Annotated in this window: 22 protein-coding genes and 1 other annotated feature; of the genes, 18 read left to right on the forward strand and 4 right to left on the reverse strand. The window is 38.6% G+C overall.

Annotation, left to right across the window (positions count from 1 at the left end; all coding sequences use genetic code 11):
* Positions 1-29: 29 nt before the first annotated feature.
* From IGI46_RS10680 to IGI46_RS10690, 3 genes are all read right to left on the reverse strand, one after another.
* On the reverse strand, positions 30-1,304 hold the full coding sequence (locus IGI46_RS10680; RefSeq protein WP_429963159.1) for an ABC transporter permease: 1,275 nt from the start codon (positions 1,302-1,304) through the stop codon (positions 30-32).
* A gap of 1 nt (position 1,305) precedes the next feature.
* On the reverse strand, positions 1,306-1,986 hold the full coding sequence (locus IGI46_RS10685; RefSeq protein WP_429963160.1) for an ABC transporter ATP-binding protein: 681 nt from the start codon (positions 1,984-1,986) through the stop codon (positions 1,306-1,308).
* 144 nt (positions 1,987-2,130) lie between these two features.
* A complete protein-coding gene (locus tag IGI46_RS10690) occupies positions 2,131-2,856 on the reverse strand; it encodes a gamma-glutamyl-gamma-aminobutyrate hydrolase family protein (RefSeq protein ID WP_429963161.1) in 726 nt (241 codons plus the stop codon).
* A gap of 138 nt (positions 2,857-2,994) precedes the next feature.
* Positions 2,995-3,041 (forward strand) — a sequence feature (sodium ion sensor (DUF1646 type); this cis-regulatory element may regulate processes involved in with the transportation of sodium ions).
* Positions 3,042-3,093: 52 nt separating this feature from the next.
* Between IGI46_RS10690 and IGI46_RS10695 the strand changes: the two genes are divergently transcribed.
* From IGI46_RS10695 to IGI46_RS10740, 10 genes are read left to right on the forward strand one after another with little or no spacing between them, the layout of a single operon-like run.
* Positions 3,094-3,417, forward strand: a complete 324-nt coding sequence (locus IGI46_RS10695; RefSeq protein WP_429963162.1) for a hypothetical protein — start codon at positions 3,094-3,096, stop codon at positions 3,415-3,417.
* Complete coding sequence (locus IGI46_RS10700; RefSeq protein ID WP_429973420.1) at positions 3,404-5,374, forward strand: V-type ATP synthase subunit I; 1,971 nt, start codon at positions 3,404-3,406, stop codon at positions 5,372-5,374. The genes IGI46_RS10695 and IGI46_RS10700 overlap by 14 nt, the downstream gene beginning before the upstream one ends.
* A 17-nt stretch (positions 5,375-5,391) precedes the next feature.
* Positions 5,392-5,865 (forward strand): V-type ATP synthase subunit K, encoded by a 474-nt coding sequence (locus IGI46_RS10705; RefSeq protein ID WP_429963164.1) that lies wholly within the window; start codon positions 5,392-5,394, stop codon positions 5,863-5,865.
* A 13-nt stretch (positions 5,866-5,878) separates the two neighbouring features.
* On the forward strand, positions 5,879-6,466 hold the full coding sequence (locus IGI46_RS10710; RefSeq protein ID WP_429973421.1) for a hypothetical protein: 588 nt from the start codon (positions 5,879-5,881) through the stop codon (positions 6,464-6,466).
* Between the two features lie 10 nt (positions 6,467-6,476).
* Entirely contained in the window at positions 6,477-7,472 is a 996-nt protein-coding gene (locus tag IGI46_RS10715) for a V-type ATPase subunit (protein ID WP_429973422.1), read from the forward strand.
* On the forward strand, positions 7,462-7,773 hold the full coding sequence (locus IGI46_RS10720) for a V-type ATP synthase subunit F (RefSeq protein WP_207703432.1): 312 nt from the start codon (positions 7,462-7,464) through the stop codon (positions 7,771-7,773). Before IGI46_RS10715 ends, IGI46_RS10720 begins: the two co-directional genes overlap by 11 nt.
* 13 nt (positions 7,774-7,786) lie before the next feature.
* Positions 7,787-9,568 (forward strand): V-type ATP synthase subunit A, encoded by a 1,782-nt coding sequence (locus tag IGI46_RS10725; protein WP_429963167.1) that lies wholly within the window; start codon positions 7,787-7,789, stop codon positions 9,566-9,568.
* Positions 9,561-10,937 carry a V-type ATP synthase subunit B gene (locus IGI46_RS10730; protein ID WP_010755955.1) on the forward strand — a complete coding sequence of 459 codons (1,377 nt, stop codon included), beginning with the start codon at positions 9,561-9,563 and terminating at the stop codon, positions 10,935-10,937. Before IGI46_RS10725 ends, IGI46_RS10730 begins: the two co-directional genes overlap by 8 nt.
* 8 nt (positions 10,938-10,945) lie before the next feature.
* Complete coding sequence (locus tag IGI46_RS10735; protein WP_207703434.1) at positions 10,946-11,578, forward strand: V-type ATP synthase subunit D; 633 nt, start codon at positions 10,946-10,948, stop codon at positions 11,576-11,578.
* Between the two features lie 25 nt (positions 11,579-11,603).
* Positions 11,604-12,968 carry a TrkH family potassium uptake protein gene (locus IGI46_RS10740; protein WP_429963168.1) on the forward strand — a complete coding sequence of 455 codons (1,365 nt, stop codon included), beginning with the start codon at positions 11,604-11,606 and terminating at the stop codon, positions 12,966-12,968.
* A 41-nt stretch (positions 12,969-13,009) separates the two neighbouring features.
* Here the strand turns inward: IGI46_RS10740 and gloA are convergent, their stop codons facing one another.
* Positions 13,010-13,381 carry a lactoylglutathione lyase gene (gene gloA / locus IGI46_RS10745; RefSeq protein ID WP_207703436.1) on the reverse strand — a complete coding sequence of 124 codons (372 nt, stop codon included), beginning with the start codon at positions 13,379-13,381 and terminating at the stop codon, positions 13,010-13,012.
* 137 nt (positions 13,382-13,518) lie between these two features.
* Here gloA and IGI46_RS10750 point away from each other — a divergent pair, with 137 nt between their 5' ends.
* From IGI46_RS10750 to IGI46_RS10785, 8 genes are all read left to right on the forward strand, one after another.
* Positions 13,519-13,953, forward strand: a complete 435-nt coding sequence (locus IGI46_RS10750) for an NUDIX hydrolase (RefSeq protein ID WP_429963169.1) — start codon at positions 13,519-13,521, stop codon at positions 13,951-13,953.
* 186 nt (positions 13,954-14,139) lie between these two features.
* Positions 14,140-14,832 (forward strand): WxL domain-containing protein, encoded by a 693-nt coding sequence (locus IGI46_RS10755; protein WP_429964953.1) that lies wholly within the window; start codon positions 14,140-14,142, stop codon positions 14,830-14,832.
* Between the two features lie 16 nt (positions 14,833-14,848).
* Positions 14,849-15,571: a WxL domain-containing protein gene (locus IGI46_RS10760; RefSeq protein WP_429963170.1), complete on the forward strand. Its 723-nt coding sequence runs from the start codon at positions 14,849-14,851 to the stop codon at positions 15,569-15,571.
* A 23-nt stretch (positions 15,572-15,594) separates the two neighbouring features.
* On the forward strand, positions 15,595-16,647 hold the full coding sequence (locus tag IGI46_RS10765) for a DUF916 and DUF3324 domain-containing protein (protein ID WP_429963171.1): 1,053 nt from the start codon (positions 15,595-15,597) through the stop codon (positions 16,645-16,647).
* Between the two features lie 32 nt (positions 16,648-16,679).
* Complete coding sequence (locus IGI46_RS10770; protein ID WP_429963172.1) at positions 16,680-17,033, forward strand: hypothetical protein; 354 nt, start codon at positions 16,680-16,682, stop codon at positions 17,031-17,033.
* Positions 17,023-20,856 carry a WxL domain-containing protein gene (locus IGI46_RS10775; protein WP_429973423.1) on the forward strand — a complete coding sequence of 1,278 codons (3,834 nt, stop codon included), beginning with the start codon at positions 17,023-17,025 and terminating at the stop codon, positions 20,854-20,856. The genes IGI46_RS10770 and IGI46_RS10775 overlap by 11 nt, the downstream gene beginning before the upstream one ends.
* 163 nt (positions 20,857-21,019) lie before the next feature.
* A complete protein-coding gene (locus IGI46_RS10780) occupies positions 21,020-22,507 on the forward strand; it encodes a helix-turn-helix domain-containing protein (RefSeq protein WP_429963174.1) in 1,488 nt (495 codons plus the stop codon).
* A complete protein-coding gene (locus tag IGI46_RS10785) occupies positions 22,504-23,823 on the forward strand; it encodes an FAD-dependent oxidoreductase (protein WP_429963175.1) in 1,320 nt (439 codons plus the stop codon). The genes IGI46_RS10780 and IGI46_RS10785 overlap by 4 nt, the downstream gene beginning before the upstream one ends.
* The last annotated feature ends 6 nt before the right edge of the window (positions 23,824-23,829 follow it).

The raw sequence follows: 23,829 nt of genomic DNA on the forward strand, positions 1-23,829 counted from the left end.
TCAGCAATTTTGCTGACAGCCTATTCTTTTTATTCATAACGCAAAGCATTGATTGGATCTAAGCGTGCTGCTCTATTTGCTGGGAAAGTCCCAGCCAGAAAGGCAATCAGCATAATCACTAAAATAATAATTACCATACTTGGTACGGAAAATTGAATCAAAGTAAAGCCAGTTAAGCCATCTAGAAAAGTACTGACAGCCAACTCATTTAGGAAATGTCCTGCGGTTACAGCGCCACCGATGCCTAATAGGCCACCCCAAAAACCAATTAGCAAAGCTTCAATACTAAAGGTTAAAAATACTTTGAAGCCGCTCATTCCCATGGCTTTCATCAAGCCGATTTCTCGGGTTCGATCTTGGACAGACATATACAAGGTGTTAATAATTCCAAAGCTTGCTGCCAGCAAGGCGATTGCACCGAACATAGTGAGAACACCAGTAATAGCATTAACAACTTGACGGATCATTCCAATCTCATCTTCAACAGTCATTGATCCATACCCTTTATCCTCTAGCTGATCTTTTAGAGCTGTTATTTGTTTTTCAGACAGGTTTTTCTTCATGGTTGCAAAAGACATGGTGTAGTTATTTTTCATTGAATCTGGTAAACCGTCTTCGTTAGTCGCAACAATCTTGTCAGATAAAGCTTTACTAGTGATGGATTGTCCTTGTTGGACCAAGCTAACGTTTCGTACACCGACAATCGTTGCTTCAATCAATTGCTGTTTTCCAGTTGCTTGACTGCTAACAGCAAGTGTCACTTTTTTGTTCAAAGCATCCTTAGCTGAAGAAAAGCCTAAAGCTTTAACAAATTCAGGGGCCAAATTAATTTCATAATCGTTGGCATTCCCACTGACCTGTCGACCAGCCTCTAAATCAATATGAATGTCTGATTGGCTGGCAGCTGAAAAAATCAATTTATTACCGTTGGGGCCTTCCACGTAATCAGTTGCTAGAAAATGAAAGGGTTCGACTTTACTAATGTTCGACATGCCACGAATTATTTCCATATCTTTATCGGTCATATAATCGCCATCACTATTGCTAGTTCCCTCTGGATCGTATTCCTGTGGTTCATTATTGGACATTCCCATCGATTGAGGACTAGGTGATATCATCAGCTGATCTTCACCACCAACACCATCAATTTGTTTATCAATGTAGTCATTAACTCCGGCATTTACACCACTAGTGAGGGAAATGGTAAAGGCACCAATGAAAATGGCGACGATTGTAAGAATCGTTCGCCCTTTATTGCGCCATAAGTTTGAGCTTGCTGATTGGATAATATCAAATAATTTCATGTTAAGAGGCCTCCCCGACGATTAGGCCATCTTTAATATGAATTTGGCGATCGCACCTTGTTGCTAGTTCCGAATCATGGGTGACAATAATCAAGGTGATATTTTTGTCTCGGTTTAAATTGAATAGTAATTCCTCAATCTTTTCCCCTGTCGTCGAATCTAAATTCCCAGTAGGTTCATCTGCAAAGATGATTTCAGGCTGGTTAACCAAAGCACGAGCAATACAAACGCGCTGCTTTTGTCCACCAGACAGATCATTCGCCTTATTATTACATTTATCCGCCAAATCAACAGCTTTCAAAGCATCCATTGCCATTTGCTTTCGTTGCCGAGTATTTATACCAGCAATTTTTAAAGGGAGCAATACATTCGCTAGCACTGTGTCCTTGGGATTCATAAAGAATTGCTGAAAGACAAATCCATAGGTTTGATTCCGCATTGTATTAAGAGCAGACTTTTTCATTTTGTTAGGATCTTGATTAACTAAGAAAATATCTCCCGAAGTTGGATGATCCAATAATGCTAAAATATGCATTAAGGTAGATTTTCCAGACCCACTTTTTCCGACAATCGCGACCGACTCACCTTTCTCTACACTAAAACTAACCCCTTTTAAAGCATGGAACGCTGATTCTCCCGAACCATATGTTTTTTTTACATTTACTGCTTCAATAACCTTCAATCCATTTCCTCCTTTTATCTCATAACAATAGTTATAAAAAGATTTTCCCATAGTGAAGAGGAAATAGAATGGGACAAAAGTTGTATCTTTTTCTCGGTCTTAAAAAGGAAGACGCCAGCTGGTTAATCAGCTGGCGGCCTCTGTTTATTCAAAAGATTGAACAAAGTAATCAAACAAACCTTGCTCTTTTGGATCAGTGGTATGTGTTAGTTCCGGATGCCATTGAACACCTAAAATTTTAGTGTTTGCTTCGCGACTTTCCACTGCTTCAATAATTTGATCCTCCGACCAAGCAATTGGAACTAGGCTTTCAGCTAAACGATCAATTGCTTGATGATGGTAGGAATTTACTTGAGCCTTTTCACCAAAGAGCGTTGCCAGAAAAGAATCTCCTTTGACTGTGATGGAGTGTAAAGCAAAGGCAGGAGGAGTTGGATACATATCATGCTTCACCTGCCAGTCAGTGTATTCTGAAAGATCCTGATACAACGTACCACCTAAAGCAACGTTCACTAATTGAAAACCGCGACAAATTGCAAAAATAGGTTTGCCTTGTTTAATGGCTTCTTTAATTAAGGCGGTTTCAAAGCTATCCCGTTCAATACTGGTGACACCTAACTTTGGACGAGGTTCTTGCTCATATAAACAAGGACTTACATCCTGTCCGCCTGGAAGTAACAGCTTATCAATTTTTTCAACATAGTCAGCGGCGAATTCTGGACTTCCAATTGGCAATAGAAGAGGTAAACCGCCTGCCTGATGAATCCCGTCAACAAAGCCCTGTGGACTATATGTAAATGGTTGATTAAAAAAATCTTGATTACTTAAATAATGTTTATTGGCAGCAATACCAACGATCGGTTTGATCATATATGCAACTCCTTTTTTGTAATAATTAATTCTTAACATAACCCTAAGTGTAAAGCAAGAAATCGACTTTCTTTTTGGAACTGACTTTTACTCAATCTGAATTTCTGGTATACTTAAAATTGTATATTTTTTTAAAATGGTTGGGCGCAAGCTTCAAGGATCTGTTCTTCAAGGGGTGAGAAGAACGCTTTGGATGTTTGCGCCCATTTTTTGTTTTGAATTAAAGGAGGAGCTTGAATGTTAGAGGCTTTGCAGCGAATTAAAGAAGCTGAAACGAAGAACGAACAATTGAAGCAAGACTTGCAAGAAAGGCTGCAGCGTAAAGAAAGCGAAAAAGGCCAGATTGTTCAAGAAAAGAAAAAAGAGCTTCAAAGTGAATCTGCCAAAATCATTACTGAACGTGAAGACTTTTTACGTGTACAGTTGGAGCAAGAGAATGCAGCCTTGAAAAAGGATGCTGCAGCAGCAAAAGAGCAAATGCAGGCAAACTATGAGCGCTTGAAAAAAAACGCCATGCAAAAAATTATCGAGAGGGTGATTGCACAGTATGGCAGTCAGTAAAATGAAAAAACTGACCTTGATTGCCGAGGCCAGTCGAAGCGATGAAATTTTGAAGGCTGTTCAAGGATTTCAAGAAGTAGAAGTCCGTGATGTTTTTCAAGCAACGGAAAATAATCAATGGGTTGAAGCTTTTTTCGGCGATTACCAACCCGAGAGTCATCAAGATAAGGTTCAAGCAATTAATTTTAGGATTGAAGAACTGACCAACGCCATCCGTTTTATTGATCATCATGGCAGCAGTAAGGATAAAGGATTCCATTTAAAACGAAAAATTTTGACTTTACAGCAATTGGAAGAGAAGTTCGATGAAGCAGAGTTGGATAGAGAGCTACGTGAGATCCGAATTTTAGAGGATCGTTTTAACCGGAACTTAGAAAAAATTCGTGAGCTGACGGATGAGGAAAGTAAACTCTCTCGTTGGCAGTATTTAGATGTCATTCCAAGTGACTACAAATCCAGCTTGACGAATGTTTTGCTGGGAGCGATTGATGAAGTTGTTTGGGAGGATTTCAAAGCATCGATGCAGCAGCAGGAGGCAATTTATTTAGAAGAGCTGTATCGTGGAGAATCGGAAATTTGTTTCAGCTTGATCTACTTGAATGCGGACCACTCGCTTATCAGTGAACGAATCCATAGTTATGGGATTGTTCGTTATCAATATCCTTATAAGGAATTACCTAAGGTCCGCCTGCAAGCTATTTCTAAAGAATTGCACAACCTATATGACGATCAAAAGAAAATGGCTAAGCGAATTGGTCAAAAACGATTAAATATTGAGCAGCTGGAATGGGCAGAGGAAACGTTGTTGGCTCGAAAAAATCGGCTAATGGTACAGGATTCTTACATTCAAACTCATCAGTTGTTTGTTTTACAAGGCTGGGTGTCTGAGGATTCTAGTAAGAATTTTCAGCAGTTTATTGCTGAATTAGTTGGACAGGAAAATATTTATTTGGAGCTGGAAGAACCAACAGTAGACGAAATTGCGACGGAAATTCCCATTAAGTTAAAAAATAATAAACTGGTTCAGCCTTTTGAAATGTTAACAGAAATGTATAGTTTGCCGACGTATCACGAGATAGATCCGACCCCATGGTTTGTTCCTTTTTACTTCGTTTTCTTTGGCATGATGGTAGCAGATGCTGGATATGGCGCTTTGATGTTTTTGGTTACGACGATTGTGCTAAAAACAAAAATATTGCCCCGTGGAATGACCCGCTTTATGCAGTTCTTCCAAATCTTATCGATTCCGACGATTCTCTGGGGTTTAGTTTATAATTCATATTTCGGCTTTGCATTGCCTTATAAGCCGATTTTGTCCACTGGCGAGGATGTTATCACAATTTTGATTTTATCAATTGTCTTCGGAGTGATTCAAATCTTTGTTGGCTTAGGATTAGCTGCTGCTGAGAATATTAAAGCCAAGGATTACCTCAGCGCGATTTCAGATGGATTTGCTTGGCAGGGTATTTTTATTGGAATTATCATGGCTGCTGGTGGTCAAATGCTACTAGGAAATCAAGGCTTGATGACTACGGGTGTAGTAATTGCTGTCTTAAGTGCCTTGGCGATTGTTTTTGTTCCTATGATGCGATCTGCTTCGAAAGTAAAAGGTTTAGCTAGAGGTGCTTACAATCTCTATGGTATAACCGGATACATTGGTGATTTAGTTAGTTATACGCGTCTGATGGCTTTAGGGATATCTGGTGGAAGTATCGCAGCAGCTTTTAATATGCTGGTTGGCTTTATGCCACCGATCGCTCGATTCTCAGTTGGTATTCTATTGATGCTTGCACTGCATGGATTGAATATATTCTTATCCTTATTGTCTGCTTACGTGCATGGAGCCCGTTTGCAATATGTCGAATTTTTTGGCAAGTTTTATCAAGGGGGCGGACGCCCGTTTGCACCTTTGAAAACAGAAGAGAAGTATGTAAACATTGAACAAAAAGAAAAATAATTGGAGGATTTTTTACGATGATCGATTACTTAATCAACAATAATGGCGGTATTATTTTTGCAATTCTAGGAATGGCAACAGCAACAATCTTTTCAGGAATCGGTTCTTCAAAGGGTGTTGGGATGACGGGGGAAGCGGCTGCAGCTTTAACCACCAGTCAACCTGATAAATTTGGTCAAGCCTTGATTTTGCAATTGCTGCCTGGTACCCAAGGGCTGTACGGCTTCGTTATTGCTTTCTTGATCTTTACTAATATGTCGTCAGGTGATCTATCAATGATTGACGGCTTAGGCTACTTAGGCGCTTCATTACCAATTGCTTTCACGGGTTTATTTTCAGGAATTGCCCAAGGAAAAGTTGCTGCTGCTGGTATTCAGATCTTAGCAAAAAAACCTGAGCATGCAACAAAAGGGATCATTTTTGCTGCGATGGTTGAAACCTATGCCATCTTAGGCTTCGTTATTTCATTCTTACTTGTTGGTCAAGTATAAGGAGTCGTTGACTATGGATGCAATTGAAAAAATCATTCAGCAACTGGATGAGCAAGCTGCGGCTGAACGACAAACGCTAAAAGCAAATGAACAGCAACGAATTGAACAAGAGTATCAAGCGAGTTTAACAGAAATAAAAATGGATCATGAGAAACGTCTGGAAAAAAGTTTGAAGACGTTGAATCAAAAATATAAGCAACAGGCGAATCGTCAACAAGTCGAAACAAAACAGGCTATCTTGAATCAGAAGCAAACCTTTTTGGAGCTTCTATTTGAAGATGCAATTGAATCAATGGAGCAATGGGACGTAGAAAAACAGCAGACATTTGGGCAGCAAGCACTAGTTAACTTAACCGGACTTGACGGAAAGGTACTATTTATCTGCGGCGAGAAATCGCAGGCTGCTTTTTCTAAGGAATGGATTGCTGAACAGAATAAAGTCTTGCCCTTTCAGCTGGTTGTAAGTGATGATTTACTGAAAAATCAAGCTGGATTTGTCATTAATGATCATGGCGTGCAATATAACTTCTTGTTCCGCACTCTAGTGCAGGATATTCAGTCTGAGATGAGTTATGAACTGGCACAGGAATTTTTCGCATAGGGGGATTTAGATGAAACCATATAGTTATCATGAGTTAAATCCGCTGATTCGTTTAAAAGAGATGGAATTGATTCCTACTGAGTTAATGGAACGTATGATTCAAGCTAAAAATATTCAAGAAGTAGGCGAATTGTTGAAAACAACAGTTTATGCTGAATACATCAATGATAATTTCGAAGATAACTTTGAGGCAGGTTTGGCTAATGAGCAACATAAACTGATTGAAGAATTAGTAGTTATTGCACCTGAACCAAAAATTGTTTGGGCGTATACGATGCGTTTTACCTTCCATAATCTGAAGGCGATGACTAAAGCCGAGCTATTAGATGAAAATTTTGATGATTTATATATTTATGATGGCTTTTATTCATTAGATCAGATCAAAAGTGCTGTAAAGACTGGTACAGCCAGTGAAATGCCGGCAGCTATTTTAGCAAGTGTGCAAGAAGTTAAAGAGCATTTTACTGAATCTAACAGCCTGCAGGGGATTGATATTATTTTTGATCGGGATTATCTACGGTGCATGCGTTCGCTAGGAGAAGAATTGAATTCGACGGATTTGTTGAATGAAATCATCAGCTTTATTGATTTTACTAATATTGTTATGATGGGTCGTGGAATTAAGCAAAAGCGCAGTAAAGGCTTTATGTCTACGGTTCTTTCAAGCCAAGGAAGCATTCCTAAAGAGGATTTGCTGGATGTAATCGAAGAATCTATGGGGCGTTTTACAGAGTTTCTACTTACGACAGACTATACGGAAGTTATTGCGCCTTTGGTTCAAGATGGAACAATTGACTTGGCTCAATTAGAGAAAATTCGCGATAATTATTTAACCCGACGCTTCGATCTGGCACAGGTGCAGGCCTTTGGTCCATTACCGCTATTAGCTTTGTTGAATGCTAAAGAAGTTGAGATCAAAAATTTACGTTTGGTTATAGTAGGAAAGCGCGTTGGGATTTCTGAAGAACACCTAAGAGAGAGGATGAGAGAGACTTATGACGCATAAAATTGGTGCGATCGGAGATAAGGATTCTGTCCTTCCTTTTAAACTCTTTAATTTCGATGTTCGAGTAACGAAGCAGGCGAACGAAATTCGTCGAATCATTGAAGAAATGGCTCGTGAAAAGTACGGCGTTATCTACATTACCGAGCAATACGCACAGCTTGTTCCAGATACAATTAAGCGATACGAAGAAGCGCTCATTCCGGCAATTGTCCTTATTCCTAATCATCAAGGGACGTTGGGTATTGGCAAGCAAATGATTCAAGATCAGGTAGAACGAGCAGTTGGACAGAATATTTTATAAAGGAGCAATCAATTTGCAAGAAGGAAAAATTATCAAAGTTTCCGGACCCCTAGTTATGGCCGAAAACATGGCTGAAGCTGCCATTCAAGATATTTGTTATGTCGGTGATTTGGGGGTTATCGGTGAAATTATTGAGATGCGCGGTGATGTTGCTTCGATTCAGGTATACGAAGAAACAGCCGGGATTGGACCTGGTGAACCAGTAAAAACGACTGGAGAAGCTTTATCCGTTGAGTTAGCACCAGGGATTGTTTCGCAAATGTTTGATGGTATTCAACGACCATTGGATACTTTCAAAGAGATAACTAACAGCAATTTTTTAGCTCGTGGCGTACAGCTTCCACCATTGAATCATGAAAAAAAATGGTGGTTTGAGGCAGTCGTTGAGGTCGGTAAAGAAGTTGCAGCTGGTGACATTATTGGGACTGTTCAAGAAACTAAATTGATCAATCATAAAATTATGGTCCCTGTTGGTGTCAGCGGAAAAGTTAAAAAAGTCGCTTCAGGTGAATTTACAATTGATGAAACGCTTTATGTTTTAGAAACAGGTGAAGGTGACAAAGAGTTTACTATGCTGCAAAAATGGCCAGTTCGTCGTGGTCGTCCAGTAAAAGAAAAATTAAATCCAGAAGCCCCGATGATTACTGGTCAACGGGTTATTGATACCTTTTTCCCAGTAGTAAAAGGGGGAGCAGCAGCTGTGCCGGGACCTTTTGGAGCTGGCAAGACAGTTGTGCAGCATCAAATCGCTAAATGGGCCGACGTTGATCTTGTTGTGTATGTAGGATGTGGTGAACGCGGCAACGAAATGACAGATGTTTTGAATGAATTCCCAGAACTGATTGACCCCAAAACGGGAGAATCCTTGATGGAACGGACTATTCTGATTGCAAACACTTCTAATATGCCAGTAGCAGCTCGTGAGGCTTCTATTTATACAGGGATTACGATTGCGGAGTACTTCCGTGATATGGGCTACAACATTGCGATTATGGCTGATTCTACTTCACGTTGGGCAGAAGCTTTACGGGAAATGAGCGGACGTTTGGAGGAAATGCCAGGGGATGAAGGTTATCCAGCCTATTTAGGTAGTCGATTAGCTGAGTATTATGAACGAGCAGGCCGGGTGCTAACTTTAGGTGCAGGAAGTCGTGAAGGATCAATTACAGCTATTAGTGCGGTATCACCATCCGGTGGGGATACTTCTGAACCAGTAACGCAAAATACTTTACGTGTGGTTAAAGTGTACTGGGGTCTTAGTGCCACCTTGGCGCAGCAACGCCATTTTCCATCAGTCGATTGGATTGCCAGCTATTCATTGTATTCTTCTGAGGTAGGAAAATATTTGGATAATGCAATGCAAGGTGACTGGTCAGCAATGGTATCTGATGGCATGCGCATTTTACAAGAAGAATCACAGTTAAGCGAGATTGTACGTTTAGTCGGGATTGATTCCTTATCGGAAAAAGATCGTTTAACTCTTGAGGTTGCCAAACAAATTCGTGAAGACTATTTGCAGCAAAATGCTTTTGATGATGTGGATACCTTCACTTCAAGAGAAAAGCAATTCAAAATGCTGAATAATATCTTGACCTTCAATAAAGAAGGACAGCGAGCTTTGGAGCTTGGAGCTTACCTGAAAGAAATTATTGACGGAACAGTTACTCTACGAGATAGAATTGCGCGAAGCAAGTACATTGCAGAAGCTGAATTAGAGATTTTGGATCAAATTAATCAAGATATTACAGTTGAAATTCAATCAATCATTGCTGAAGGAGGAATGACCAATGATTAAGGAGTATCGTACGATCAGTGAAGTGGTCGGTCCTTTGATGGCAGTGGATAAAGTACAAGGTATTAAGTACGAAGAACTATTGGAAGTTCGCATGAGCAACGGTGAAATTCGTCGTGGTCAAGTTTTGGAAGTTAACGAAGATAAAGCATTGGTACAAATCTTTGAAGGTACTAGCGGAATCAATTTAAGAGATTCTACAGCACGTTTTTTGGGGCATCCATTAGAGCTTGGTGTTTCTGAAGATATGATTGGTCGAGTGTTTGATGGTTTAGGACGTCCTAAAGACAATGGACCAGAAATTTTGGCTGAGAAAAAGGTTGATATTAACGGTGAAGTAATCAACCCAGTTTCTAGAGACTATCCAGATGAGTTTATTCAAACTGGAATTTCAGCAATTGATCATTTGAATACTTTAGTCCGGGGACAAAAATTACCAGTGTTCTCTGGCTCTGGTTTGCCTCATAAAGAATTGGCAGCCCAAATTGCTCGTCAAGCTAACGTACTAAACTCCGACGATGACTTTGCAGTTGTCTTTGCAGGAATCGGTATTACTTTTGAAGAAGCTGAGTTTTTTATGGAAGATTTCCGACAAACTGGAGCGATTGATCGCTCAGTTGTTTTCATGAATTTGGCTAATGATCCTGCAATTGAACGAATTGCAACTCCGCGAATGGCTTTAACGGCTGCAGAATATTTGGCTTATGAAAAAGGCATGCATGTGTTAGTTATTATGACTGATATGACTAACTATTGTGAAGCCTTACGTGAAATTTCTGCTGCTCGTCGCGAAGTTCCAGGTCGTCGTGGTTATCCAGGATACTTGTATACAAATCTGGCTACTTTGTATGAACGTGCGGGAAGAATTCGCGGATTAAAAGGCTCTGTTACTCAAATTCCGATTCTTACCATGCCGGAAGGAGATATCACTCATCCAATTCCCGATTTGACAGGATACATCACTGAAGGACAAATTATTTTGTCTCGCAGCTTAGATAAAAGTGGGATTCAACCACCAATTGATGTATTGCCTTCGTTATCCCGTCTTAAGGATAAAGGTACGGGTGAAGGAAAAACTCGTAATGACCATGCACCAACAATGAACCAACTGTTCTCTGCGTATGCGCAAGGAAAACAGGCAAAAGAACTGGCGGTCGTTTTAGGGGATTCTGCTTTGTCTGATGTGGATAAAATATATGCCAAGTTTGCAGATCGTTTTGAAAATGAATATGTTAATCAAGGCTTTTATACCAACCGGACTATTTTCGAAACCTTGGACTTAGGCTGGGAACTATTGTCGATGCTTCCACGAACGGAATTGAAGCGAATCAAAGACGATATGCTGGATGAACATTTATCAAAAGGAGTCTGATCTGATTCATGGCAAAATTAAATGTTAATCCAACTCGAATGGAGCTTACTCGTTTAAAAAAACAGTTGACAACAGCTGCTAGGGGACACAAACTCTTAAAAGACAAACAAGATGAATTGATGCGCCGATTTATTTTACTGATTAAGAAGAATGATATTCTTCGCTCGGAGGTTGAAGAGGAGCTGCAATCAGCAATGGGTGCCTTTGTTCTAGCAGATGCCATGCTTAACGATAAATATATTGACGAACTATTAGCTGTACCAAAGGAAAAAGTTGATTTGGATGTGATTGAAAAAGACGTCATGAGCGTAAAGGTGCCAGTGATGAATTTCCAACATGACACTAATTTATCTGAAGATCCTTTGGAGTATGGATTTTTGAATTCAAATGAAGAATTGGATCAGTCAATTGATCGTTTTACAGGCATTTTGCCGAAGCTTTTGGAGTTGACCGAGATTGAAAAAACTTGTCAGTTAATGGCAAAGGAGATCGAGAAGACGCGTCGACGAGTGAATGCTTTAGAGTATATGACTATTCCTCAATTGGAAGAGACCATCTACTTTATTAAGATGAAATTAGAAGAAAACGAACGTGCGGAAGTGACTCGCATGATTAAGGTAAAAAATATGGGTGCCACCTAGTGGTGCCCTTTTTTAGGAAGAAATCATGGAAATAAAAAATAAATTGACAAAATTTAGACTGCATCCATTACAATTTTTGGCAGTAGGGTTTATGCTGATAATTTTAGCAGGGGCTTTATTATTATCATTACCCATTAGCAGTAATTCTGGTGAAGCAACCAACTTTATTGATGCGCTATTTACAGCAACTTCAGCAACTTGTGTGACTGGACTCACTACGTTAACTACGATCGACCATTGGAATTTCTTTGGTCAAGTGGTCATTTTAACGATGATTGAATTGGGTGGTCTTGGTTTTATGATGATGCCAATTCTGTTCTTTACGGTTTTTCGTAGGAAAGTTGGTTTAAAGACTCGAATTGTGCTTCAAGAAGCATTGAATCTGGAAGCAATGTCTGGGGTTATGAATCTGATGGTGCACATTTTGCGGCTGGCTGCCATCATTCAGTTTGTGGGTGCAGTATTATTAGCCATCAATTTTATTCCAGAATATGGCTGGCTTTCGGGAATTTGGTATGCAGTGTTTCATTCTGTATCGGCTTTTTGTAATGCAGGATTCGATCTATTTGGAGACAGCTTAGTTAGTTTTCAATCAAATTCATATGTATTATTGGTTATTTCTAGTTTAATTATTGCTGGAGGATTAGGCTTTTATGTTTGGAAAGATGTAATTAGCTTTCCAAAGCGAAGAAAGTTAAGCTTACACAGCAAAATTGCACTGGGTATGACCTTTATTTTATTAGTCGGTGGTACATTGCTGTTTTATCTTACTGAACATAATGCGTCTTCTGTGGCAGCGGGAAGTAACGGGATGGAGCGCTTTGCCAATACAATTTTTATGGCGGTGACACCTCGTACTGCAGGCTATTTCTCAATTAATTATTTGGGAATGAGCCAGGCCGGACTTTTACTAACGATCATTTTAATGTTTATTGGCGGGACCTCAGGTTCAACCGCAGGTGGATTGAAAACAACCACTTTAGCAGTATTGATTATTCAAACAATATCTATGCTCAAGGGACGACAGCATGCAGAATTGGGTGGCAGAACAATTCGTTCCGCAACTGTTTTCCGAGCAATGTCCCTGTTTTTCATCACCCTGTCTTTATGTGTTGCTTCGACAATGATTTTATCAATTACTGAAGGGATTCCAGAAACCTCAGGGATTGAGTACATTGCGTTTGAAGTAATTTCAGCTTTTGCAACAGTTGGTCTGACAATGGGCTTAACACCTGATTTAACATTGTTCGGCAAACTGCTGATCATTTTTCTGATGTATGTTGGGCGTGTCGGGATTCTGACTGTTGGCTTCTCTATTTCTATGCGGCTGGCTCAAGATAAGACACATGGCACTTACAAATACCCGGAAGAGACGGTTATTGTGGGATAAGAAAAAGGAAGTGAACCATTCTGGAGTCACTTCCTTTTTTGTTACCCTCGAATTACTTCAATTTTATAACCGTCGGGATCAGTAATAAAATAATATGAGGGTTCTGTGCCAGGCAACCCCTTCATATCAGTTACATTAAAACCTGCTAGTTGATGTTTTTCATGCAAGCTTTGAATGTCATCGGAGCTAATCGCAATATGCCCATAACCATTTCCAAGATCGTAAGACTCATGGTTGTAGTTGTAAGTTAACTCCAACTCATAATCATCTCCTGGTAGGGTTAGGTAGAGTAAAGTGAATTCAGCTTCAGGGAAATCACGACGACGACTTTCCTCAAAACCAAACGCTTCTTGGTAAAATTTAACAGACGCGTCTAGATCTTTCACGCGAACGCAAGTGTGAGCCATTTTCATAAAAAAATCCAACCTTTCCTAATAAGTTAAATTTATCATAACATAAATTGGCAAAGATGCCTTGTTTTTGCTTAAGTGTTGTTTATGAGATTTTTTTAATGTAAACTAATTTTAAATCAATCTAAGGAGCGAAAACAATGACCCCAATTTTCGGTGTAAAGGAAGCTGAAAAGGAGTATCAGGCTCGTTATGCAGCCTACGCTATTATCTATAATCAGAAGAATGAAATTGCCCTCGTCCAGGCTCCTAATGGTGCTTATTTTTTACCTGGTGGAGAGATAGAAGGTGATGAAACCAAGGAAGAAGCCATTGACCGGGAGATGTTAGAGGAGCTGGGTTTCCAGGTTGTCTTGTCAGATTATTTAGGCGAAGCTTGTGAATTCTTTTATTCTAGACATCGAGATACTTACTTTTATAATCCAGGCTATTTTTTTGTCGCTAGTGAATGGAAAAAGGTGGGAGAACCATTAGAAAAAGAAAGTCGCAGTATCTGGACTACTCCTGAAAAAGGGCTTGATCTTCTAAAGCGGGGTAGTCATCAGTGGGCTGTAAAAAAATGGCTAACAAAATAAAAAAAGTTGTTAAGTGAGCTTTATCATCACTTAACAACTTTTTTTTGTGGCAAATAGCTTTAGAATCTCAAGAATTTTCTAGATCATATTAAACTCTAAAAATAGTGAGACTTAAAAAAAGTATTACTTGCTATTCTAATAATATATCAAAGAAATATGCATAAAGGAGGATAATATGTGAAAAGAATGTTAGCAAGTATATGCGTTAGTATCTTGCTAATTGGAAACTTTGGTGTAAGTCTTGGATATGCTGAAATACAATCCATTAGCAAGACAACAGGTTATTTGGAATTAGTAGAGAATACAAACCCTATCGAACCTAAAGATCCAGATAATCCGACCAACCCACTCTATCCATCAAGTGAATTTGAGAAAGATCACATGGTGACTGGAAACATAGGACCGTTGTCGCTCGATGTTGCACCAGAGACCTTTGACTTTGGGCAACAGGAAATGTATCAAACGGCTCACATTTACCAGGGGGTGGGTGCAGAAAATTCGGACCAATATATCCAAGTAACCGATAATCGAGATGCGCATGTAGTTGGTTGGGTAGTCAGTGTCAGGCAAATAGGCTATTTGACTAGTGAGAATAATGTTTTGGAAGGGTCACTGATACATATTCCGACTGGTGAAGCACGAAACACTCTGAACCATGATACAACAAAGATTGATCCAACATTGACAGGTAAAGCTGTGGAAATTGGTTTAGAAGAAGAAAAGATATTTTATCCAAATAGTCCAGTTGCTGGAAAAGGAACATCTATCTTAAAATGGCGGTCCAATGACGTCGCCTTAACAATTCCAGCCAAGCAGGCCAAACAAGGAAATTATAAAAATACGATACTTTGGACATTAACTGCTGATGCAGTTTATTAATTGGAGGAGAATAAACATGAAGAAAACAAAATTATTGATCAGTACAGTGTTACTAGGGAGCATAGTAGCTGCAGGCAGCGTAACCTCTTTTGCTGAAGAAGTAATCAATACAGAAAACGGAACGGCTTCAATTGAATTTACGGAAAACAATGAGAAGCCAGAAATTGTTGATCCGCTAGATCCAGAAAAACCACTTGATCCTCAAGTTCCCGTAGATGAACCAGATAACGAAGATACAGAAAATTTAGGACCACTCTCATTGGATGTATATCCAGCACGTTTTGATTTCGGTACCCATAAGGTAGACATGATGGGTGGAGAATATGACTCAACACTAACCGGTATACACTATTTACAAATCACTGATAACCGTAGTGATATCCATGGATGGAATGTAAGTGTAAGTCGTACCGAGTTTGAAGATACTTCAGCAGCAGCAGAAAGAAAACTTGCTGCAACTTTGACATTACCAATTGGTACTGCACGTAATAGCATGCTCGGAGCAGACGCTACAGATACGTTAACACATAGTGATACAGAATTTGAAATCCCAGTTGCAGCTGAGGATGGCAGTGGAGCAGTATCCATCTTTAGTGCGGAAGAAAATAATGGTAAGGCCACATCTACTTATGTTTGGGATGCTAGTCAAGAAAAACTGACGATTGGTAAAGGAGCCGCCAAAACTGGTAACTTCACATCAACTGTAAATTGGACACTTTCTGCAATGCCAGAACAATAATAAAATAAAAGGATGTGATAACGATGGGTAAAAAAAATAGTGTAGGGTTTGTTGCTTTGCTGTTTGCTTTGATAGGAGCTATCATTTTGCCAACAAATGTTTATGCAGAAGAAAGCCCTAATAAAGGTGTGGGTTACAGTGTACAAAAGGTGAGCCCGGGAAACGAGGTAGACAGCACCAGCTCATTTTATGATTTGTCTGTAGCACCAGGCGAAGAACGAACAATTGAAGCAAAATTAGTAAACCCCACTAACGAGCCCATCGTTGTCGTTTCCAAAATATTTACAGCCTCTACCAATAGTAATGGAGAAATTAACTATACGATGCAACCGGTGGAGCTTGATCGTAGTTTAAAGCACTCTGTTTCGGAATTGGTTGAAGTAGCCGCTTCAGATACTAAAACTGAAATTGCTCCCCAATCGGAAAAACTGGTGCGTGCTACTATCAATATTCCGCAAGACGTAGAATCAGGTGTCTTGCTAGGTTCATGGTATTTTGAAAAGGAAGGTCAAAGCACTGACAGTGACGAAAAAGGCATTGTCATCAATAATAAATATAGTTATGCCATGGCCATTAAAATGACTGTTCAACAAGAAATTGAAGAACCCAATATGAATTTACTGACTGTTACTACCGGATTAAACAATTATCGCAAAGTAATTAATGCCAACTTGCAAAATGATCGTCCAGCTATTGTAGGAAGTTTATCCGTTACAGCAAAGATCACTGAAAAAGAAAAATTCGATGTGTTGTATGAAAATCAGTCTGACGGAATGATTATGGCACCTAACTCAAATTTTGCTTATCCCGTTTTTCTCAACGAGCAACCGTTAAAACCAGGTAACTATACGATGCGATTAACTGCCACAAGTGATGACCCTAAATGGACCAGTCAAAGGTGGGAGTGGAACGAAGATTTTACAATAACTGCAAATGATGCTCAGAAATTAAATGAAGAAGCTCTCAATGACCCTGAGCAGCCAACCAACTGGTTGTTATATGTCATCCTTGCTTTAGCAATTCTAATTCTGATTTTACTGGTTCTATTAATTCGTAAACGAAAACATACTGCTTAGAAAATTGTTCGTTTTAAAAGGAAGGTCAAGCAATGAAAACAGTAAAAATTTTAATATTTTGTCTCTTTGCTTGCTTTTTTTCTGTAAGTGTTTCTCAGACACATGCTGCAGAAACGCAAGGAGCTATTCGATTGGAAGGTTGGGCTGATCTTGAACCACCACAGCCTAATCAACCAGTGGGACCGCAAGGTGAATCTAGTTTAAAGGAACAAAAAACAGAGTATAACAGAACAACACAAACACAAAATCAAAAAAGTGATAAAACTGCCTCTTTTTATCCACAAACAAATTTTGCTCGGAATCATTGGCATTGGGGAGGACTATTACTTTTACTTAGTCTATTACTACTGGAAAAAGAAAAGAGGAGGAAAAAAATTGAAACATAAAAGTGCACTTTTTTTTACTTTTATCCTGCTCTTACCTGCTTTTCTTTTTTTGCCTTTAAAAGGAATAGGCGAGACTATAGATACATTAACTATTACGTTAGCAGGAAAAGCAGATTCCTGGGTAGTTGATGAATTTTCTTTAGTAGTCACTGATCAAGCAGTCGAAGCATTGCCCAAAGAGAGCAGTTATCGCATGGTGGTGCCTGAAGGTATTATATATCAAGGAGCTTCATCAGAACTAGAAGTAGTTCAGCAAGATCAGGAAATTGTATTCACTGGTTTAAATAAAGAAAATATTTCAGGCGAGTTGCAGTTTCGTTTGCATCCTAAAATAGATGAAGGAACGACTTTTGATTTACAAATGGAAAAAAGTGGTGAGCTGCCGTTATTTTCACATCCATTAACTATTAGAAAACAGACACAAGATGCTTTAGTTGATGAGGAACCAGTAATAAGTGAAGATGAAAAAGTAGTGAATGAACTCGAAATGAGTCCGCTGAAAGAACGAAAAGCACCTGTACCATTTGAAGCTGTTAATGAAGAAGTAGAAACAGATCAAGTTAATGCTTTAGACGAATACTTTGCTACGTATCAATACCCAAGCCCTTCTAGTAAATCAGAGTTGTCAAACTTCCAAACTGGCGAAAAAGATCTAAGAAATTATTCCCGTGAACAAATTAAACTAATTTACAATAAAGAAGACTTTCAAGCTGCCTGGGACAACCCTAATATCGTTGTCTTTAATATAATGAATGATTTTGTGGTCGATTTTAGTACTAGTAACAATCATAATCCTCTGCAAAATTCTAATAATGGAAATAGAGAAGTTGTGATTGAAGGGAATGGGCATACCATTGATTTTCGAGGAACATCATTTAGGCTTGGTGGAGGAACTTGGCATATGGCAGTCCAGAATTTAACTGCTTACTCGAGAAATTATTATGGTCCATTAACTGCCCGAACTGCTGGAAATGGATCAACTCAAGTTTTTCATAACTATTCTAACATCGGTAGTCAAATGCTTTACGCAGTTAGTACGGATGTGAAATTTTCAGGAGACGTAGTCAACGATATAGTAACTTCTTACGTCTCACCTGTTGATAATGAAAAACACACGACGAACTACAGTGGGCAAGCAAATTTACAAATAAAAAATTTCGAAATGTTAAATGGTTCTACTTTTTTGGGAAGTACTCAAAATTCAGGAAATATAGCAGTTTCGAATGGTGGGAATGTTGTTATTGGCGAACATGCGGATGTTATTTTAGAGGCAAAACATGAATCTAGTACGGTAGCAGGTGAGGCAAGTGGCTACGGTATTGATTTAAATGGGACTTTTCATATGAAGAAACATTCGACTGTTAATTATTCTTATCGTTACCACTCAGATAGAAGTGAACGAGATCAATACGGTATTTTAAACATGTCAAGTAATAATGAGTTTATTATGGACGAAGAAAGTAAAATGAGCGTTTACAAAGACAGTCATTCTGGTTTGAGAGATATTATCAGCATTGGAAATTCCAGTACCTTTAACCTAGGAGAACGAGCAGAAATTAATTTCGATATTAAAAATATCCAAGGAACAAATTCCGTAATTTCTACAGGGAATTATAGTCTTTTTGATTTGAAGCCGCAATCTAAGGTAAATATGAATTTGCAGGGTAATGCAGCAGCAAAAGCAATAAGTGCTGGTGATCAAAGTCAGTTTTTGATTGGTGCGGCGGCAGAATTAACCATTCAGGCTGATGGCTTAACCGGAACAATGGTTGACTTAGACAGAGGTAGTTCATCAAATCCAGTAACTTTTGAGGTTAAGGAAGAAGACCCAAACCGTGGTCTAGAAGGTGGGGTCGTTGACATTGTCTCAACAAATCGTGGTTCAGCTGCTACTAACATTTTTAGTACTGGAAATTATGCTAAATTTAAGGTGGGGCGCTTAGGGACATTCAATCTTAGAGCTGACGGTGTTGGTAGTCGAGCACATTACTTATTAAACTTTGGTACAAACTCAGAATTTATATTTAGTGATGCAAAAAGTGTAGATCTGGAATTCTTATCTATTCCAGCAAATAATCGAGCATTAATTAATATGGGTGGCAATAATGGTGTATTCGAGGTGGACGTGCAACGGGTTAAAGCCTGGGAACGAGGTAAACAAGGAGAACCGAGTTATGATTGGTTTCCAATGTTTGATATGCAAATTCCTTATCGAACGAATAATGTGGATCGAAGTAACCTTCAAGGTCGTTCGGTTAACTCGGCAATTCGTCAGGAATTTTTAGAAAATTTTGATACGGGACAGACTACAGGATTTCAACGTTTATTATTCGAATTTATTCCTGATGTAGATGCAGTAATTTCTAATCAGCCGGTTGATAATCCTAGTGATGAAAATTCAAAAGTTATTAAAGGGCAAACTAATCCAAATGCATTTGTTCGGATGAGCGAAACAATTGTTTCAAACGGCCAGATAAGCTTTCCTGCTGATAAGAATTTAGTAGAGAGCCCAGTGGAGGTGGAAGCAGGAGAAACGTTGGATGAGATGACTCTTCCATATACGGTTCAGGCAGATGAAACTGGGAATTTTGAATTCACTATTTCCGAAGAATCCCCCACTTTTACTGCTGGAAATATTATCCATGCGTATGCTTTTAAGGACGGAAAATCTGACACCAATCAGGTAACAGTATTGGATACTACCGCTCCAGAAGGTGAAGCAGTAAAAGTTCATGCTGTGGTGGGAGATGAACTGCCAGGAGTTGAACACTTTACTGCAAATCGAAGTGATTTGAATCCCGGTACGGCCATCCATAGCGAATTTGTTGAACTAATTGCTCAACTACAGCAATATATGCACCAATTTGGAGAATATGACATATCTGTCTTGTTAAGAGACGATGCGGGGAATCAACTAGTGGTTGAGAGTCAGTTGATCGTTCATGATGTTGGTCATTTGTTAATGGGGAATGACGTAAAGCTTTCTTATTTTGAGATTGAAGAACTTAATCACAATGACTTCGAGCAATTAGTGAAAGACTCTATTCAAGCTATTAGTTATCGTCTGCAAGATTTTGAACAGATCTTATTAACAGAGCATATCAAGTATGACTTCTCAGAATTGGAAAATAGGCCAGGAATCTATACAGTAGTCTTAACGGTTGCTCCTGAACACGCTCAGATTGAATCAGGATTGTCACAGGAGGTTGAGATTCGTATTGACGCCAATCGACCTCCGGAGGTTGTTAATCCTGATGATCCACAACCAGGCTCTCGACCAGAGAATGGACAAGAAAATGAAGGAACTGCAAAAACTGGGGAATTACGGATAGACTATATTCCTAATGACTTTCGATTTGGTAGTGTACCGCTACAATTTGACACCAAAACCTACCAGGCGTTACCCGCACTTTCCACTACAGGAAACCTATTAGATAAACAGTGGGTACAGGTTTCGGATGCACGTCTTGAAGAAAGTGGTTGGCAACTAAAGGTTCAGCAAATCAAGCCATTTCGCTCGACGAACGGCCATGAAATTAAAGGAGCAGAATTAATTATTCCAAGAGGTATTGCTAGAAATAGTAAAATGTCGCCTGAAATTGCTGAAAAAACAATGTTTGCCAAAGAAATTGTTCTCTCCGGTGAAACCCAGGGACAAACAATTTTTGGTGCATATAATATGACCGAATCAGGTAAAGAAATTTCTACTTTGCAGTGGAAAGCAGAAGACGTGAGTTTAACTATTCCTAAAGGCCAAGTAAAAACGGAGGAACCCTATCAAACTGAAATTGAATGGGCTTTGGTAAGTGAACCTGCACAATAAAATAAAACTTGATGCTACCCAAGACATGCATCGAGTTTTTATATGCATGTATAACTGTTGTTGGGGAGATTAAAGTTGTAATAAGTTATCATCTGTTTTTAAAAAATCTCAAAATTGTAATTTCTTCTTTTCTCATTTATCCTTGTTTTAGGAGGTGAAGAAAATGAATATCCATCATCTACTTGATCGATCATCTGACTTGCAGATACGAATTATTCGTCAGCTTTATCGTAATGGAGGAATTGGAACAAAAGAAGAATTGATGCAAGAGTTTAAAATTTCTTTACCAACCTTGCATAAATATTTAGATGAAATTAATGCCTCACTTGAAGCGCAGGACGGAAAAATAAGGATTATTTTTGATGGACCAGAGTTATTTATAAAGCTTGCTCCTGAATTCACCCTTCATGAATTAATGATTGATCGATTGAGGGATTCGATTAAATATCAATTGCTAGTAGAACATTTAAATGGGTTTAAGAAAGAAATTACTTATTTTACTCAGAAATTCCAAATCAGCCGGGCTTCCTTTTTTAGAAAAATCAAAGAGTTAAATGAAGCATTAAAAGAGTTTAAATTAACTTTGGAAAATGGAGAAATACAAGGAGATGAACTTCAAATTCGCTATTTTTATTTCCAATTATTGTGGTACACAGAATCCCGTGTAATCTCTGAGATTGATCTTTCCATGCGTGAAATAGTTATTGAACACTTAGAGTCTACTTTTAAAAAGAAATTTTCAGAAGATATTCGACAGAAAATTGCTTTATATCTGGAAATTTTTGGCAAAAGGCGCAAAAAGCAAGAGCAGTTTCAACTCCATCTTACTAGAGCAGAAGAGGCAACTATTTCAGCGGATGTTTTAAAATTAGTAAAAGCGTCCTTGTCAATTTATTCAGAACGTTATGCGATTACGATAGAAACATTCGAGTTAAAAAGTTTTTACTTTTTTTTATGCAACATCAATATTTTTTCTGCGACTGATGATGTCAGCTACCATATCTATGAAAAGAATTTCCAAGAGCAGACACCAGTTATTAAAATGAATGACATTATTTTTGACTATTTAAATGAACATGATTTTTTTTATCAAAAGAAAAATCCGGGATTATGGTTAGAGATTACCATGTTTCTTTTTCGTATTCATTTTAATGTATTTAAGTTTTCTGGGTGGTTTGAGGAATACTATGAACATGCTGCTAGTGCTGGAGAAGGAATTCCTGAAATGGATTTTTATCAACCGCATGCTGAAGAAATGGTTCGACGAGTTCAAAAATTCGCAAAAAAATATCGCAAAATACTAATTCCTGAATACGTTTTATTTGGGGTCTATATGGACATATTATTGCTTATCTCCCGTAGAAACGTTAGGGAAGTCAATGTGGGTCTATCCTTTTCTTTCAATCGCATAAGCAATCGAGCAAATCAATTACTCCTCGTTGAAGCGTTAACTAGTAATTATCCAGTCGAATTTGAAGATTACATTCCTGGAAAATACTATCATCTGGTCATCAGTGACCATAGAATGGAACAAGATTGTAAGGTGGAAAGGTACTACACGATTTCTGAGATAGGTAGTGAGTACGATATCAACGCTATAAAAGAAATTCTAAATGAATTAGCAAATGGGACAGGGGAATATACGCTATGATTGTAATTATTGGAGGCTCCTTTGCTGGGGTACAGGCTGCTCTAGAGATCCGGAAATTGGATAAACAGCAAGAGATTACTATTTATGAAAAAGAAAAGTATTTAGGTTATGTTCCAAATGGTTTGAACCAATTGTTAAAAGGGCAAATAGATTCATTGAAGGAAGCCATTCTATACGATGAAGAAACCTTAAAGTTGCAGCAAATAGATGTCCATTTAGAAAGTGAATGTTTACGGATCAACCCTATATCAAAACAAGTTATTATTCAGCAACATGAATATACTAAGACGATTGCTTATGATCACTTAGTTATTGCGATTGGCTCTATTCAACGTCCGTTAGCAGTTGAGCAAGGAGCAAATCTTGTCTATCAAACCAAAACACTTAAGGACGCACAACATACATTAGAGAAGCTGCAAGAAGATATTCTTTCAGTTGCTATTCTAGGAGGCGGAATTATAGGTATTGAATTGGCTTCCGCACTTCGACAGTATAAACCAGAGCTTCAAATTACTATTTTAGAAGAATTTGATCACTTATTAGAATTGGCAGTTGATGAAGTGATCACAGAAGCTATTGTTAACAAGATGAGTAAGAATAATATTAAGTTCTACACAGGGATAGATGTTGAAGCCATCCAAGGGAACACGGGGGCTGCTTGCATGTGTACGAACCAAGGGATTTTTGAGTATGACATGATCATCAAGGCACCTAATCTTGAACCTAATCATAAAATCCTTGAGGAAACGATTGCTCTCGACATTGATGGCAGTAGTTTAGTAAACGAACGCTTTCAGGCTGGAAATTCAATTTATGTACTAGGTGATCTTCTCCGCTTACCTTTAATGCCAATAAGTGAGAAATTTTATATGCCGTTGATTAATAACTCAGTTCGAACGGCTATGGTTGCAGCTCATGACATCAGTGGAAAAAGCATCTTGAAATTCGAAAGTACAAAAACAAATGTTTTTACAGCCTTTGGTCTGACGATTGTTCGTAGTGGCGCTCAAACACGTAACGAACGGTTTATTACGTATAGTATTAACAAGTCTAGTGGTGTTTACTCATTGCACAATGAAGGCTCTGCGAAGATTTATACTGTCATTTTTGTTCATGAAGACACTAATGAAATTTTAGGTATACAAGCGGCTTCAGAAGCAGATATCAGTTCGTTTGCTAATCTTTTTTCAGTAATCGTTCGTGGTAAAATGACAGTTGAAGAACTAGCTACTCATGACTTTTTCTTTCACGCGGCCTACGCTTCACAGGTCACGCATTTTTTAAATGAGATTGCTTTAGATCATCTGACTAAATAGAAAAGC

The organism is Enterococcus sp. AZ163 (assembly GCF_050498925.1).
Classification (GTDB): Bacteria; Bacillota; Bacilli; order Lactobacillales; family Enterococcaceae; genus Enterococcus_A; species Enterococcus_A ferrettii.